Source organism: Chitinophaga sp. HK235 (assembly GCF_018255755.1).
Classification (GTDB): Bacteria; Bacteroidota; Bacteroidia; order Chitinophagales; family Chitinophagaceae; genus Chitinophaga.
In genome coordinates this window covers 348,376-366,139 of sequence record NZ_CP073766.1, presented here as the reverse complement: position 1 = coordinate 366,139, position 17,764 = coordinate 348,376, and the positions used below count along the sequence as shown (strand labels likewise).

General features: G+C 50.0%; 1 protein-coding gene (cut by both window edges). It reads right to left on the bottom strand.

This entire window lies inside a single protein-coding gene on the bottom strand: locus tag KD145_RS00810, encoding a non-ribosomal peptide synthase/polyketide synthase (RefSeq protein WP_212004036.1). The 55,848-nt coding sequence extends 13,356 nt beyond the window's left edge and 24,728 nt beyond its right edge, so the window shows coding positions 24,729–42,492, spanning codon 8,243 (partial) through codon 14,164 (complete); reading right to left, the first codon wholly in view occupies nucleotides 17,761–17,763. The start codon and the stop codon both lie outside this window.

The window sequence follows — 17,764 nt, the reverse complement described above, 5'->3', positions numbered from 1 at the left end:
TATACCTGGATGGCTGGCCATACAGTGTTCTATCTCGCCCGGTTCTATACGATACCCCCTGATCTTCACCTGGAAGTCGACACGGCCGATGTATTCAATATTGCCGTCCGGCTGGTATCTTACCAGATCACCGGTTTTATACAGTTTGTTATTTTCAGCCGGATGTCTGAAAGGATTGTCTATGAACCGCTGCTGTGTGAGCTCCGGTTGATTCAGGTATCCACGTGCTACACCGGCGCCACCTATATACAATTCGCCAGCCACTCCTGGCGGTACAGGTCTAAGCTCCTGGTCCAGTATATAGGTTTGTGTATTGGCCACAGGGCGGCCGATCAGATGTGTATCACCATCTTCAATCCGTTTTCCGGTAGCGTAGATAGTCGTTTCCGTAGGCCCGTAATAGTTATACAGGCGTTTGTGCGCAGACCAGTATTTACCTGTTTCCGGGGCACAGGGTTCTCCCGCATAAATCACTGCCTCCAGGGCCGGATAGGAAATACGCGGCAACAGGGCCAGCATGGCCGGTGGCAGGTACAGGTAGTTGATTTCATTTTTCAGTGCATAAGCACTGATAGCATCTGCATCTGTTCTCAACTCATCACTCAACAGATGTAATTCATTACCATATAACAGGGATATGAAGAACTCTGACACAGATACGTCAAACACATAGGCTGTGTATGCAGCGATGCGGCAGGCTTTCGTGAAATCATATGCCTCGCGGATACTGCCGACCGTATTCAGCACGCTATGGTGCTCTATCATCACTCCTTTAGGCTGTCCGGTGGTACCACTGGTGTAGATCACATAGGCCAGGTCTGTTGAAGACCCCAACGGAGTAAGATTTTGTGCTGCATAGCCTTTCAGTTTTTCATCCCATAAAACAGCGGAATCCATCACTTCAATACCAGCAGAAAGATCTGTTGTTTGCAATCTCTCTACATGAATGCCGTTGGCCAGCACCACTTTGGTTCGGGTATCTGCCAGGATGTAGTGGATACGTTCATCCGGATAATCCGGCGATACCGGCACATAGGCAGCTCCGGCCTTCAGCACAGCAAGGATGGCCGGCAGCATATCTGCTGTACGATCCAGGACAAGTGCGATCAGATCATCCGGCTGAATGGTATAACGCTCACGCAGATACGCTGCAAGCCGGTTAGCTTTAGCATTCAATGCTGTATAAGACAACTGTATATCCTCATATACCAGCGCTATAGCATCAGGACTCGCTTTCACCTGTTCTTCAAACAGCTGATGGATGGTTTTATCAGCAGGATAATCACGAACGGTATTGTTCCAGTCGAAGATCATTTGCTGGTATTGCGCTTCGCGCAGATGTACCAGCGAGGATACTGTGATATCCGGATGTTTTGTTAATTGCTCCAGGATCAGTTCCACACCGGAGAGCAATTGTCCGATGACAGCATCATCAAATAACTCTGCTGCATATTTGATGCTAAAGCTGATCTCAGGGCCTTGCTCTGCCACCATCACGGCCAGCGGATAGTCCAGCTTCTCCATACTGCTCCTGAACCGGATAGACAACAAACCCTCTTCTCCATTTGCCCCTGCCGGCACCGGATAGTTCTCAAATACAAACAGGCTGCTGAACAGACGATCACCGCCAGGGTTCAGTCTTCCCAGGTTCACATCGCTGCGGCTGTTCACCTCTCCGATATGTGCTTGTAAATGTTTAATGGCTGTCAACACACTACCAGCACTATGTTCCATGATCACCGGAAGTGTGTTGATATATAGACCTACGGATTGTTCTATATCGTTGATCGGCAGGTTACGGCCGGAGACGGTCATGCCCACTACGGTTGTACGGGTGTTGCCATAAAGGCTCAGCTGCCGGTGCCAGCAGTATTGCAGCAAGGCATTAAGCGTAACACCATTGGCAGCACACAAACGTTTCAGCACCTCATAGCGTGTACCGCCAATCAGCAGGGCCTTTTCTGCCGGCTGCAGAATATGACGATAAGCCGATAACCGGATATGACGCTGGTCTGCACGCAGCAGACTGCTCAGGTCTTCCTGCTCTTCCAACCGGGCCACTGCAGCGGTCCAGTAGGCCTCATTATCCTGACGGTGTTGCTGCAGGTAACGCTGCGCCCCGGCATAGCTCTGGTCTTCCCGCACCACTACAGGCACTCCCTGCAACAGCTGCAGATACACTTCATGTATGTAATTGAGCAGCAACGGCATACTCCAGCCATCCAATATAGCGTGGTGATTACTGAAAAGGCAGCTCCAGTCATGCTCTCCGCATTTCACGAGGTATACCCGGAACAGGTTACCAGCAGACAGATCGAAGGACAAGGTACGATCCCGTACCATCAGTTCATTCAGATAAGCCTCCTGCGAGGTTTTGTCCTGATTGCTGATATCCAGATAACGCCAATCGATATGCCCATGGCGGTCTATAATCTGTACCAGCTCATGTTCCCAGGCAAAGCGCAGACGCAGGGCGCTGTAGCGCTGCTGCGCATACTGCCAGGCCTGTTGCAACAGAGCCGGGTTGATGGCATTGTGATAATCCCAGAACAGTTGCACGCGGTAGGCGTCGTCTACGTCTCCCTGATGCAGGGCATGGTAGATAAAACCTTCCTGCAGACTGCCTGCCAGATAAACGCCGGACACCTCCTGCCGGGATTGCAATACAGACAACCAGGCGTTGGAGATGATATTATCTGTATCGCTGGCCGTCAGCCAGGTACGGGATGCACGGCCCAGCCATTCGATCATCTCTTCCAGCACCTGCTGATATTGTGCTGCCAGTGTGGTCAGCAGATCAGCTGCCAGGCTGCCGGAGATACTGAACTGAAGACGGCCTCCTATCACCAGCCCGTTAATGTTGATCAGGTGATGATCTCCGTTGGAAACATCTAACTGCCGGCCGCTGTCTTCTCCGGTCAGCTGCCATCCATTGCTGCCGGCACTTTCCTGGCCGTCGAACTGACCGAGGTAGTTGAAGCTGATACGAGGTAAACCTTCCGGACGGTAGCCCGTGAGTATCCCATAGCCGATACCGTTAGTTGGTACGGCACGTAGCGTTTCTTTAGCTGCTACCAGCTGTATACCATAATCATCACCTTCGCTGATGATCTCCACAGGGTACATAGTGGTAAACCAGCCACTGGTATGTGTGATATCGATGGAGGAAGAAAGTGCCTCACGGCCGTGGCTTTCCAGCAATATATAATGACTTGTTTCTCCTGTAATACGCGAGAGTGCAACACCCAGGGCGCTTAACAGCATATCATTAATTTGCGTATTATAAACATGATGACTTTCACGCAATAAGCGGCCGGTATACGCTGCATCCAGCGTCAGCAGCGCATTACTTTTATCTTTAACCGCCAACGCTGATAAAACAGCATTACCCGCTTTTATTCCCGGCAACAGATCAGACCAGTATTCCTGTTCTGTTACAGACAACTCATAGCCGGAGATCAGCGTTGTCCATTGACGGTAGCTGCTGCCTTTGGGGCCTAACCATCCTATCAATGAACGTATATCCGTTATAGTTACTGCTGATAAATGATTGTAAATACGTTCCATATCTGCCACCAGCATACGCCAGCTCACCGTATCTATCAACAAGTGATGGGCCGCCAGGAAGAGGCGGGCACGCCCGTCTGCATAACCTTCCAGGTAGCCGGCTTGTAATAACCGGTCTCCATAGACATCAAAATCCGACTGCCAGGAGGTCAGTAAAGTATGCAGGGCTTCCGGCGTTTCCAGGGTGCGGATATCCAGACGCCGAACATCTACGCTGGTCACTTCTTCACTGTAATATTGTGTACCATCAGGACGATAGCGTAAACGCAGCCCGTCATGATAGTTGAACAACACTGTCAGTGTGCGTTCCAGCAGTGTTATATCCAACACGGGAACACTGATCAGGAATGACTGGTTCCAGTGATGGTACTTCGGCAGCAGTCCGGTGGAAACATTGGTAAAGAACCAGCGCTGTATCGGCAGCAACGGCACTTCTCCGGAGAGGATGCCCTGCTCTGTTTCCAGTTGTACCGCAGCTGTAGTACCTGCAGCAATCACGTTCGTATATAACGAGGCAATGGTGCGGTAACGGAAGATATCCTTCACGGTGACATGAATATCCGCCTGTTGACGCAGACGGCTCACCAGCTGGATACTCACAATAGAGTCTCCACCCAGCCGGAAGAAGTCATCATCCACGCCGATCTTATCGCCGGATATTCCCAACACCTGTCCATAAATAGCGCACATAGCTGCTTCCGTATCATTCTCCGGAGCGCGGTAATGATCACCGTCTGTAAATACAGGTTCCGGTAAAGCACGACGATCTAGCTTGCCGTTGATCGTCAACGGTAACTGTACAAGATGTACTAACACCGCCGGCAACATGTATTCCGGCAGATAGGAGCCCAGGTATTCCAATATGTGTTCATGATTTAAAACCTCATCGGCCACATAATAACCAGCCAGGTATTTGTTACCACCGGACTGTTCTTTCACCAGCACCACCGCCTGTTTTATGTCCGGATAGCCGGCCATGCGATGTTCTATCTCGCCCAGTTCTATACGATAACCCCTGATCTTCACCTGGAAGTCCGCACGGCTAACGTATTCCAGCTCTCCATTGGGCAACTGTCTTACCAGGTCTCCGGTTTTGTACAGCCGCGCATCTCCCCCAGCGAATGGATCAGTGATAAAACGTGTAGCCGTCAGCGTGGGTTGATTCAAATAACCTCTTGCCACACCGGCTCCACCGATATACAATTCTCCGATAGCGCCCACCGGCACAGGTTTTCCGGCTCCATCCAATACATACACGGTCGTGTTAGCCAATGGACGGCCGATATTGGCAGTGCTGTCGCCCGGATGATAAGGGTGTATCGTAGCACACACGGTAGCTTCTGTTGGACCATATTCATTCAGCAAGGTGCCCTCGAAAGGAATATCGCTCAGGTCCGGCAATTGTTCACCACCGGTAAATATCAATGACAGACCGGTAGGAGCAGACAGGAACTCACGTAACAACACCGGCGGGATAAATGTAACGGTTATACGCTCTTTGCCGATATAGCTGCGTAACGCATCCGAGGCGGTTCTGATACTGTCCGGATACAGGTATAAGGTATTACCATTGGCTAATACAGGGAATGCCTCATATACAAACGCATCAAATACATAGTTGGAATAACAGCCCACCCGTTCATGCCGGTCCAGTGTATGCACCGGCACCAATGCACTGATCAGGTTGATCACGCTGCGATGCTGTATCATCACACCTTTGGCAGCACCCGTGGTTCCGCTTGTGTAAATCACATAAGCCAGATCTGTTGAAGCCGCCAGCGGAACAAGGTTTTCAGTTTTATAACCCTTCAGCGTTTCCTCCCATAAAACAGCGGTATCTATTGCCTCAATACCTACAGAAAGGTCCGTTGTTTGTAATCTTTCTATATAAATTTCGTTCGTCAGCACTACCTTGGTACGGGTATCCTCCAGGATGTAATGAATACGTTCATCCGGATAATCCGGTGATACCGGCACATAGGCCGCTCCGGCCTTCAGCACAGCAAGGATGGCCGTCAGTATATCTGCAGTACGATCGAGTACAAGTGTAACCAGGTCATCCGGCTGAATGGTATAACGTTCACGCAGATACGCCGCCAGCCGGTTGGCTTTTTCATTTAGTTCGGCATAGGTAAGCCGTGTTTCTTCATAGACCACCGCCGGAGCGTGAGGGGTACTGCGTACCTGTTCTTCAAACAGCTGATGAATGGTTTTGTCAGCAGGATAATCACGAACGGTATTGTTCCAGTCGAAGATTATTTGCTGATATTGCGCTTCGCGCAGATGTACCAGCGATGATACTGTGATATCCGGATGTGTTATTAGTTGCTCCAGGATGAGTTCCACACCGGAGAGCAGTTGTGCAATGATAGCGTCATCAAATAATTCCGCTGCATATTTGAGCTGCAGACTCACTACCTGACCACGTTCTGATGCGACTACCGCCAGCGGATAGTCCAGCTTCTCCATACTACCCCTGAATTGTATAGATAACTGCCCCTCTTCTCCGGCTGGTAACGGATAGTTCTCAAACACAAACAGGCTGCTGAACAGGCGTCCGGCGCCGGGATTCAGCCTTCCCAGGTTCACATCGCTGCGGCTGTTCACCTCTCCTATATGGGCCTGTAAATGTTTAATGGCCGACAATACACTACCTGGGTCATGTTCCATGATCACCGGCAGCGTGTTGATATATAAACCTACGGATTGTTCTATATCGTTGATGGGCAGGTTACGGCCGGAGACGGTCATACCCACAACGGTAGTACGCGCGTTGCCATAGAGACTCAATTGCCGGTGCCAGCAATATTGCAGCACGGCATTGAGGGTTACGCCATTGGCGGCGCTCAGGCGTTTCAGCGCTTCATAGCGGGGGCCACTGATCACCAGGGACTGTTCTGCCGGCTGCAGCACATGACGATAATCCGATAACCGGATATGACGCTGATTTGCGCGTAGCAGACTGCTCAGGTCTTCCGGCTCTTCCAACCGGGCCACCGCATCAGTCCAGTAGGCTTCATTATCCCCGCGGTGTTGCTGCAGGTAACGCTGCGCTTCTGCATAACTCTGGTCTTCCCGAACTACTACAGACTTACCTTGCAACAGCTGCAGATACACTTCATGTACATAGCTGAGCAGCAATGGCATACTCCAGCCATCCAGTATCGCGTGGTGGTTGCTGAAAAGGCTGCTCCATTCGTGATCTCCGCGTTTTACCAGATATACCCGGAACAGGTTACCGGCAGACAAGTCAAAAGGCAAGGTACGGTCCTGCGCCATCAGTTCATTCAGATAAGCTTCCTGTGAAGGTTTGTTCTGATCACTGATATCCAGATAACGCCAGTCGGTATGTCCATGACGGTCTATGATTTGCACCAGCTCATGTTCCCAGGCAAAACGCAGACGCAGTACACTGTAGCGCTGTTGTGCATACTGCCAGGCCTGTTGCAGCAGGGCCGGGTTGATGGTATTGTGATAATTCCAGGACAGCTGTACGCGGTAGGCATCATCAACATCACCCTGATGCAGCGCATGATAGATAAAGCCTTCCTGCAGGCTGCCCGCCAGGTAAATGCCGGATACTTCCTGCTGCGCTTGCAAATCTGATAACCAGGCATTGGAGATGATATTATCTGTATCGCTGGCTGTCAGCCAGGTACGGGATGCACGACCCAGCCATTCAATCATCTCTTCCAGCACCTGCTGATACTGTGCTGCCAAGGTGGCCAGCAGATCAGCTGCTATGCTGCCGGAGATATTGAACTGAAGACGGCCTCCTATCACCAACCCATTGATGTTGATCAGGTGATGGTCGCCATTGGAAGCTTCTATCGGGCGGCCACTGTCCTCTCCTGCCAGCTGCCATCCATTACTGGTGGTACTTCCCTGGCCGTCGAACTGGCCGAGGTAGTTGAAGCTGATACGAGGTAAGCCTTCAGGACGATAGCCTGTCAGTATCCCATAGCCGATACCGTTAGCCGGTACTGCCCGTAGCGTTTCTTTAGCTGATACGAGCTGTGCACCGTAGTCATTGCCTTCGCTGATGATCTCTACAGGGTACATGGTAGTAAACCAGCCGCTGGTATGCGTAATATCGATGGAGGCCGAAAGTGCCTCACGGCCGTGGCTTTCCAGCAATACGTAATGGCTTGTTTCTCCCGTGATGCGTGAAAGTGCAACACCCAGGGCACTTAATAGAATATCGTTGATCTGTGTATTATAAACATGATGACTTTCACGCAGCAAGCGCCCGGTATATGCTGTATCCAATAACAGGGAGGCATAACTGGTGGTTGGTGTAGACAGGCTTTTCAGCAGGGTATTACCTGCTATTATTCCCGGCAACAGATCTGACCAGTATTCCTGTTCTGCTACAGATAACTCATAGCCGGAGATCAGCGTTGTCCACTGACGGTAGCTGCTACCTTTGGGGCCCAGCCATGCTATCAGTGAACGTATATCCGTTGTAGTTACTGTTGATAAATGATTGTAAATACGTTCCATATCCGCCACCAGCATACGCCAGCTTACCGTGTCTATCAACAGGTGATGGACCGCCAGGAAAAGGCGCGCACGCCCATCTGCATAACCTTCCAGATAGCCTGCCTGTAATAACCGGTCCCCATAGATATCAAAATCTGCCTGCCAGGAGGTCAGTAAAGTATGTAAGGCTTCCGGTGTTTTCACCGTACGGATGTCCAGGCGACGGATATCCACACTGGTAGCCTCTTCGCTGTAGTACTGGGTACCATCCGGACGATAGCGTAAACGCAGCCCGTCATGATAGTTAAGCAACACTATCAGCGTACGTTCCAGCAGTGCCATATCCAGTACAGGTACGCTGATCAGGAAAGATTGGTTCCAGTGATGGTACTTCGGCAGCAGGCCATTGGAGACATTTGTAAAGAACCAGCGCTGTATTGGCAGCAGCGGTACTTCACCGGAAAGAACATCTTGTTCTGTTTCCAATTGTGCAGAAGATGTAGTACCTGCAGCAATCACGTTCGTATACAAGGAGGCAATGGTGCGGTAACGGAAGATATCTTTTACGGTGACATGAATACCGGCCTGTTGCCGCAAACGGCTTACCAGCTGGATACTCACAATAGAATCTCCTCCCAACCGGAAGAAGTCATCGTCCACACCGATCTTATCAACGGATATACCCAGCACCTGACCGTAGATAGCGCACATCGTTGCTTCAGTATTATTCTCCGGAGCACGGTAATGATCACTGTCGGTAAATACAGGCTCCGGTAAGGCACGACGGTCCAACTTGCCGTTGATGGTCAACGGTAATTGCGCCAGATGTATCAACACTGCCGGCAACATATAATCTGGCAGATACGAGCCCAGGTAATCCAGGATGGATGCATGATTCAAAGACTCATCGGATACATAATAACCGGCGAGGTACTTGTTACCACCAGCCTGTTCTTTCACCAGCACCACGGCTTGTTTTATGCCGGAGTAGCCGGCCATGCGATGTTCTATCTCGCCCAGCTCTATACGATAACCTCTAATCTTCACCTGAAAGTCGGCACGGCCGATATATTCCAGATCCCCATTGGGTAATTGTCTTACCAGGTCACCGGTTTTATACAGCCTTGCATCACCACCGGTAAATGGATCTGCAACAAAACGTGTAGCCGTCAGCGAGGGCTGGTTCAGATAACCACGCGCTACCCCGGCACCACCGATATACAGTTCTCCAATGGCACCCACGGGTACAGATCTACCCAATTGGTCCAGCACATACGCCGTAGTATTGGCCAGCGGACAGCCGATATTGGCCGTGCTATCTCCCGGATGGTAAGGGTGTATCGTGGCGCACACCGTCGCTTCCGTAGGACCATATTCATTCAGCAAGGTTCCCTCGAAAGGTATATCACTCAGGTCCGGTAATTGTTCTCCACCAGTAAATATCAACGACAGACCAGTAGGCGCTGACAGGAACTCACGCAACAATACCGGCGGGATAAATGTAACGGCTATACGCTCTTTACTAATATAACTGCGCAGCGTATCCGGCGCGGTTCTGATACTGTCTGGGTACAGGTATAAAGTATTGCCGTTTGCCAATGCAGGGAATGCCTCATACACAAATGCATCAAATACATAGTTGGAATAACAGCCCACCCGTTCATGCCGGTCAAGGGTATGCGCCGGTACCAGAGCAGCAATCAGGTTGATAACGCTGCGATGCTGCACCATTACTCCTTTGGCAGCACCAGTGGTACCACTGGTGTAAATCACATAGGCCAGATCTGTTGAAGCGGCCAACGGAGCAAGGTTGTCAGTTTTATAATTTTTCAGTTTTTCTTCCCATAAAACAGCCGTATCTACTACTTCAATACTGGCAACAGTCTGTAATCTTTCTTTATAAACTTCATTCGTCAGCACTACTTTGGTACGGGTATCTGTCAGGATGTAATGGATACGTTCATCCGGATAATCCGGTGATACCGGCACATAAGCAGCTCCGGCCTTCAGTACGGCAAGGATGGCCGTCAGCATGTCTGCTGTACGATCAAGTACCAGTGCGATCAAATCATCCGGCTGAATGGTATAACGTTCACGCAGATACGCCGCCAGCCGGTTGGCTTTTTCATTCAGTTCGGCATAGGTAAGCCGTGTTTCTTCATACACCACGGCCAAAGCCTGAGGGGTGCTCTGCACCTGCTCTTCAAACAACTGATGGATGGTTTTATCAGCAGCAAATGGCTGTTCCACTCCCCTACTGTGCCGCAGCATGGTGACAAGCCCCGATTCATCCAGGTAGCGCAGCGATTTGAGCGGACCACCTTTTCCTGACACCATCTGCGACAGAATAGTTGTATAAGTAGTAATAAAGCCCGTGATGGTTTCTGCTTCAAACAATGCCGTTGCATAGTTAAAGGCGCCGTAGATCTTTTCTCCGTTATCATCCAGCATTACGGTCAGATCATATTTGGCAACGTTGTACTGGCCAGATTGCTGATATGGCAGGAACAGCTGATCAGCCCCTTCCTGGCTGCCAGACACCTCCATACTGAAAGTCGTCTGGAATACCGGATGACGTGATACATCCGGTTCTATATGCAGTTCATCTACCAGCTTCTCGAAGGGAAGGTCCTGATGCAGCTGGGCATCCATCACAGCAGCTCCCACCTGACGGATAAAGTCTGTTATCCGTTGTTCCGGATCTATTTTCTCCCGCAATGCCAGGGTATTCACAAAGAAACCGATCAGGTCTGCTATCTCTCCATAATGGCGGTTAGCAATAGGAGTGCCCACTATAATATCCTTTTGGTTGCTGTAAGCACTGAGTAGCAGATAGTAACCGCTTAGCAGCACACTGTACAGGCTCACCCCCAGCTCACGGGAGATACGCCGTAAACCATCGCTGATCGCTTTGTCTATCACGAAGGAAACATTTGCACCTTCATAGTTGATTTGCGCAGGACGTGGTTTGTCTGTCGGCAAATGCAGGGTTTCATAACCGGACAACCTTTTCTTCCAGTAAGACAGCTGTCTGTTCAGCACCACACCTTTCAGGTAATGCCGCTGCCACAAAGCAAAATCTTTATACTGTACAGGTAACTCCGGAAGCAGATATTTTGCTGCCTGCACAATATCACCGGCGGCCAGGTATTTGTAAAGGTGATAATAATTCAATAAGTCGCGCAGCAGGATTTCTGTAGACCATCCGTCAAATGCAATATGGTGCAGCACGATGCTCAGGTACCGTTGATGAGGGAGTGTATAGAGGGTGATGATGACCGGCAGTTCTTCGTCCAGTCTGAAGATATGATGGGACTGTGTGCGCAATTCCTCATTCAGTACCGCCTCTGAAGCCAGCTCCCTCTTGTTTATTTCAATCGGGTGTGCGGTGTCGTCCTGTACCTCCTGGTAACTCAGTCCGGCTTCGGTCGTTCTGATCCTGGTTCTCAGCACCTCATGACGATGTATTACGGCCCGCAGTGCCTGTAACAGGGGTTCTGTATTCACCTTCTCTTGCAACTGCAGCACCAATGGCACATTGAAAGCACTACTGCCGCCTTCATAGTTCTCTATAAACCATAAACGTTCCTGAGCAAAAGATAACAACTGTTCTTCCGGAGCGTTGACAACACGTGATACAATCTTCACATTGTCGGAGACTCCGCTGACAGCGGCCAGTTTACGTATAGTCCTGCCCGTGAATACGGCTGCTACATCTATATTGGTCCCCAGCGCCGCATTCAGGCGGTTAATCAGGCGAATGGCAAGAATACTGTTTCCTCCCAGCCGGAAAAAGTCATCATCTATACTTATCTTATCTTCAGCTATACCCAGCACCTGGCCAAAGATGGCACACATGGCTGCCTCTGTATCATTCTCCGGAGCGCAATAATGATCGCTGTCGGTAAATACCGGCTCCGGCAAGGCACGACGGTCCAGCTTGCCGTTGATGGTCAACGGTAACTGCTGCAGATGTACCAATACAGCCGGTAGCATGTATTCCGGCAAATAGCCCCCCAGGTATTCCTGGATGGATTCCTGATTCAAAACCTCATCTGCCACATAATAGCCGGTGAGGTATTTGTCACCACCAGCTTGCTCCTTCACCAGCACCACGGCTTGTTTTATGCCGGGATAGTTAGCCATACGGTGTTCTATCTCGCCCAGCTCAATACGATAACCTCTGATCTTCACCTGGAAGTCGGCACGGCCGATGTATTCCAGATCGCCATTAGGCAATTGCCTTACCAGGTCCCCGGTTTTGTATAACCGTGCATCACCGCCGGTAAACGGATCCGCAATAAATCGTGTAGCCGTCAGCGATGGTAGGTTTAAATAACCACGGCATACACCAGCGCCCCCTACATACAGCTCCCCTACCGCTCCCTGTGGAAGTGGCTCCAGGTATTCATTCAGCACATAGGCCTGCAGATCAGGGATCACACGGCCGATCAGAGAGCCCTTATCCAGTTCCAATGCACTCAGCTCCTTCCAGGTCACATGGACCGTTGTTTCCGTGATACCATACATATTGATCAGCCTGGGGGCATCATCAGCATATAGATCATACCAGGGTTTCAACTGTGCCAGGTTCAGGGCGTCACCGCCGAAGATCACATATCTCAACCGTGTCAGGCGATTGGCTTTCTGCTGCGCCGCTGCGATGAACTGATAGAAAGCGCCCGGCGTCTGGTTCAGCACCGTCACCCCTTCACGCTCACACAGGTCATAGAACAGGGAAGGGTCCTGAGTTTGTTCTGTTGACGGGATCAACAGCTTACCACCATAACACAAAGCACCCCAGATCTCCCATACGCTGAAGTCGAATACTACGGAATGGAACAAAGTCCAGACATCCGTAGCATCAAAATGATACCAGGCGGCTGTGGCATGGAACAGGCGGGATACATTACGATGCTCTATCATCGCACCTTTTGGCTGACCGGTAGTACCACTGGTATAAATCACATAAGCCAGCTGCTCAGGAGTAGTTACTACCGGAGGCAGTGCAGGCTGTTCGGATACGAAACGCCTGTTATCGATCGCTTCGGCAGTTACTTCCACTGACAGGGCTGAAAGCCGCGCCACATGCTTTTCATTGGTTAAAACCACTTTCGTTCCTGTATCTGACAGGATAAAAGCGATTCTTTCTTCAGGATAACCGGGGTTCATGGGTACATAGGCAGCTCCCGCCTTGAGTACGGCGAGAATAGCCGTCAGCATGTGTTCAGAGCGGTCCAGGCAGATGCCTACCAGATCATCCGGTTTCAGCTGATAACGGTGACGTATATATGCAGCCAGTTCATCAGCACGGCTATTCAGTTCTCCATAAGATAATTGCACCTCTTCATAAACAACAGCAATACGCTCAGGATGAGCAACAGCCTGCTCTTCAAACAACCGGTGAACAGGCTTGTCTGTTGGGAATGTCTGTAATGGGTTATTCCATTGAGTCAGCAACATCGTACGTTCCGTTGCCGACTGATAACGCAATGATTTTATCTGCAGTCCCTTTCCTGCAGTCACCAGTTGACGTAAAATTTCTTTATAGGTGGTTATATATCCTTCGATCGTAGCCGCATCAAAAAGACTCACCGCATAGTTAAAGAGACCATTGATTTCTTCGCTGCTATCGTCCAGTATGGTGTTCAGATCATATTTGGCAATACTGTAATACCCTCCGTCGCTATAGGGAGCAAACAGATCAGCAGCGTCAAGACCTCCACCGCCATTGTGCTGAATACTGAAGGTAGTCTGAAACACCGGATGGCGCGATGTATCCGGTTCCACCTGTAGCTCATCCACCAATTTCTCAAATGGAAGATCCTGGTGCAACTGCGCTGATATCACAGAAGCTCCCACCTGGCGGATGAAGTCCGTCACCCGCTGTTCAGGATCTATCTCTTCACGCAGCGCAAGGGTGTTGACAAAGAAACCGATCAAGTCAGCTATCTCTCCATAATGACGGTTGGCAATAGGGCTACCCAATACAATATCCCGCTGATTACTGTAAGCACTCAGCAACAGGTAGTAACCACTCAGCAACACACTGTACATACTCACTTCCAGCTCCCGCGAGATAGCCCGTAAACCTTCACTGGTGGCTCTATCAATTACAAAAGCAATGTCAGCACCGGTATAATCTGTATATGCAGGACGAGGCTTGTCTGTTGGCAGATGTAATGTTTCATAGCCAGACAGTTTATCTTTCCAGTATGACAACTGCTTCTCCAGTACAGCATCTTTCAGATAATTCCGTTGCCACAACGCAAAATCCTTATACTGCAAAGGCAGTGGTGCAGGCAGATATTTTTCTGCCTGTATCATATCGCCGGTTGCAAGGTATTCGTAGTGATGATAATAATTCAATAAGTCACGCAACAGAATTTCTGTTGACCAGCCATCAAATGCAATATGATGCAATACGATATTCAGATAACGTTCTCCTGTAGCCAATGTATACACCGCTATCTTCAGAGGATATTCTTCATCCAGTCTGAATATGTGTCCGGCATTGGCTCTTATCGTTTCATGGAGTGATTGCTGATCCTTTACAGCATGTATTCCTATAGCCACAGGATAAATACTTTCATCAGGTGCTATCTGGTAGCTGTCTCCGGCAGCATTTATTTTAATGAGGCTTCTCAGTACTTCATGACGATGTACAACAGCCCGCAGCGCCTGTAACAGGTTTTCCGTGTTCACCTGATCCTGTAACTTCAGCACCACTGGTATGTTGTAGGCATTGCTGCCCCCTTCATAGTTCTCAATGAACCATAAGCGCTCCTGGGCAAAAGATAATAACTGCTCTTCGGGAGTGCTGATAACAGGAACTGTAATGGTTACATGATCACCGGTATCTTCCTGTAACGCAGCCGATAGTTGGCGGATAGTACGGTAGTTAAATACCGCTGACATACTCGTTTTGGTGCCCGGCAAGGCATTCAGCCGGTTCACCAGGCGGATGGCCAGAATACTGTTACCGCCCAGGCGGAAGAAATCATCTGTCACACTTATCCGGTCCGCGTCCAGTTCCAGTACTTCAGCAAATATGGCACACAATTGTTTCTCCATTGTATTGGCCGGCGCCTCATAACGCTCTCCTGTAAGGGCCGGATCCGGCAAGGCACGACGGTCCAGCTTCCCATTAGCCGTCAACGGCAAGGCATCCAGCCGCATCAGCACAGACGGGATCATATACTCCGGCAGGTAGCTGCCCAGGTAGTCGCGTAACTCCTGCTCATCCAGCGTTTTAGCAGATACATAATAGCCCGTCAGATAATGGATACCCTCAGCCTGTTCTCTCGCCAGTACTACTGCATCAGTAATGCCAGGGTAAGCTGCCAGCTGATGCTCTATCTCAGCAGGTTCTATACGGTAACCACGGACCTTCACCTGGAAGTCTGTACGGCCAATGTATTCCAGATTACCATCAGGCAGGTATCTCACCGCATCACCGGTCTTATATAGTCTGCCGTCGCCAAAGGGATTCTCTATGAAACGTTCACGGGTCAGTTCGGGCTGATTCAGATATCCGCGGGACAGGCCTGCTCCACCGATATAAAGTTCTCCGATGGCCCCTGCTGGTACCGGACGCAGCTGATCATCCAACACATAGATGCTGTAATGATGATAAGCTTTGCCTATGGAAAACTTGGTAACGGTATCGTCTATACGGTAATAAGTAGCACCTACTGTAGTTTCTGTCGGGCCGTATTCGTCAATGATAGTCGCAAAACAGGAAAGTATCCGGCTGATCTGATGACGCAACAATTTCTCCCCTCCTACGATAGCCGTTTTTACACGTACTTCGGGATTATTCAGCAGCGACAGGTAGGCCGGTGTACTCTTCACCAGTTCAATATCGTGTGTGATCAGGTGCTGCTCATAGGCCGCCACCTCTGTAATGCTGCCTTCAAAAATATACAGGCATTTGCCAAAGCACAACGGATACAGGGTAGTCGTTACCGATAGGTCAAAAGATAAATTCCCTGAAAAATCAACACGGGTATGATCTTCCAGCAGCATATCCTGCACATTGAACAGATAATTCACCACATTCCGGTGTTCTACCATCACTCCTTTGGAACGGCCTGTTGTACCGCTGGTATAAATAACATAGGCCAGTTGTGAGGGCTCTACAGCAATCGCCGCATTTTCGCCACTGTATCTTACAGACAGACCAGTCTGGAAATAAATATCTTCTGTATTGATCACTTTTAAGGAAAGTCCCGCTGTCAGTGATTTGATACGTTCTGTATGCTGTTCGTTACTTAGTACCACTTTGGTACGGGTATCGCTAATGATATAATGTAGTCTGTCGTCGGGATGGGAAACATCAGCCGGCACATAAGCACCACCTGCCTTGAGGATGGCCAGCACCGCTATCAGCATATCTGCCGAACGGTCCATGCATAGTACAATCAGATCGTCCGGCTGAACATCAAAATTTTTCTTCAGGTAAGCAGCCAGCCGATTGGCCTGCTCATTCAATTCGTGGTAGGTCAGCCGGTTGTCTCCGCATACAATTGCCAACTGGTCCGGTATCTGTGCCACCCGGGCTTCAAACAGTCCATGGATGTTTTTATCAGCAGGATAATCACGAACGGTATTGTTCCAGTCAAAGATCATTTGCTGGTATTGCGCTTCGCGCAGATGTACCAGCGATGATGCTGTGATATCCGGATGTGTTGTAAGTTGATCCAGGATCAGCTCCACACCGGAGAGCAGTTGTGCAATGATCGCATCATCAAATAATTCTGCTGCATATTTGACGCTAAAGCTAATCTCAGCGCCTGGCTCCGCAGCCATCACAGACAGCGGATAGTCCAGCTTCTCCATACTGTTCCTGAACCGGATAGACAACTGGCCTTCTTCTCCGGCTGGTAACGGATAGTTCTCAAACACAAACAGGCTGCTGAACAGGCGTTCGCCGCCGGGGTACAGCCTTCCGAGCTTCACATCGCTGCGGCTGTTCACCTCTACGATATGGGCCTGTAAACGTTTAATGGCCGATAATACACTGCCGGAGTCATGTTCCATGATCACCGGAAGTGTGTTGATATATAAACCTACGGATTGTTCTATATCGTTGATGGGAAGATTACGGCCGGAGACAGTCATGCCCACTACGGTAGTATCACTATTGCCGTAAAGACTCAACTGCCGGTGCCAGCAGTAGTGTAATACGGCGTTGAGTGTAACACCATTCGCAGAGCACAGGCGTTTCAGCGCTTCATAGTGTGTACCGCTGATGACCAGCACTTGTTCTGCCGGCCGCAGGACATGACGATAAGCCGACAAGCGGATATGGCGCTGGTCTGCACGCAACAAGCTGCTCAGGTCTTCAGGCTCTTCCAGCCGGGCCACTGCAGCAGTCCAGTAGGCTTCATTATCCTGACGGTGCTGCTGCAGGTAACGCTGTGCCTCCGCATAGCTCTTGTCTTCCCTCACGACTACAGGTACTCCCTGCAACAGCTGCAGATACACTTCATGTACATAGTTAAACAGCAATGGCATACTCCAGCCATCCAGTATCGCGTGGTGGTTGCTGAAAAGACAGCTCCAGTCGCGCTCTCCGCATTTCACCAGATATACCCGGAACAGGTTACCGGCAGACAGATCGAAGAGCAAAGTACGATCCTCTACCATCAATTCTTTCAGGTAAGCCTCCTGTGAAGTTTTGTCCTGATCACTGATATCAAGATAGCGCCAG